We start from the raw sequence: 243 nt of genomic DNA, 5'->3' as shown, positions 1-243 counted from the left end.
GGCCCGTTCGTCTAGGGGTGAGGACGCCAGATTTTCATTCTGGAAACAGGGGTTCGATTCCCCTACGGGCTACGAAACCGCTTGACAAAAGTTTAGCGGTTTTTTTATCAAACAAGGTTGGTATATCCTTAAAAATACAATAGAATGCGGGGTGGAGCAGTTGGTAGCTCGTCGGGCTCATAACCCGAAGGTCGCACGTTCGAGTCGTGTCCCCGCTACCAAATTGAGTGACGATTTTAGATT

Annotated in this window: 2 tRNA genes; both read left to right on the top strand. The window is 48.6% G+C overall.

The window, feature by feature from the left end:
* Nucleotides 1-72 (top strand) — tRNA-Glu (locus AC0IWT_RS20015).
* A 73-nt stretch (nt 73-145) separates the two neighbouring features.
* Nucleotides 146-221: transfer RNA gene (locus AC0IWT_RS20010), tRNA-Met, on the top strand.
* The last annotated feature ends 22 nt before the right edge of the window (nt 222-243 follow it).

The sequence above is a fragment of the Pedobacter sp. AC464 genome (assembly GCF_979253075.1).
This window is presented reverse-complemented; position numbering and strand designations above follow the sequence as displayed.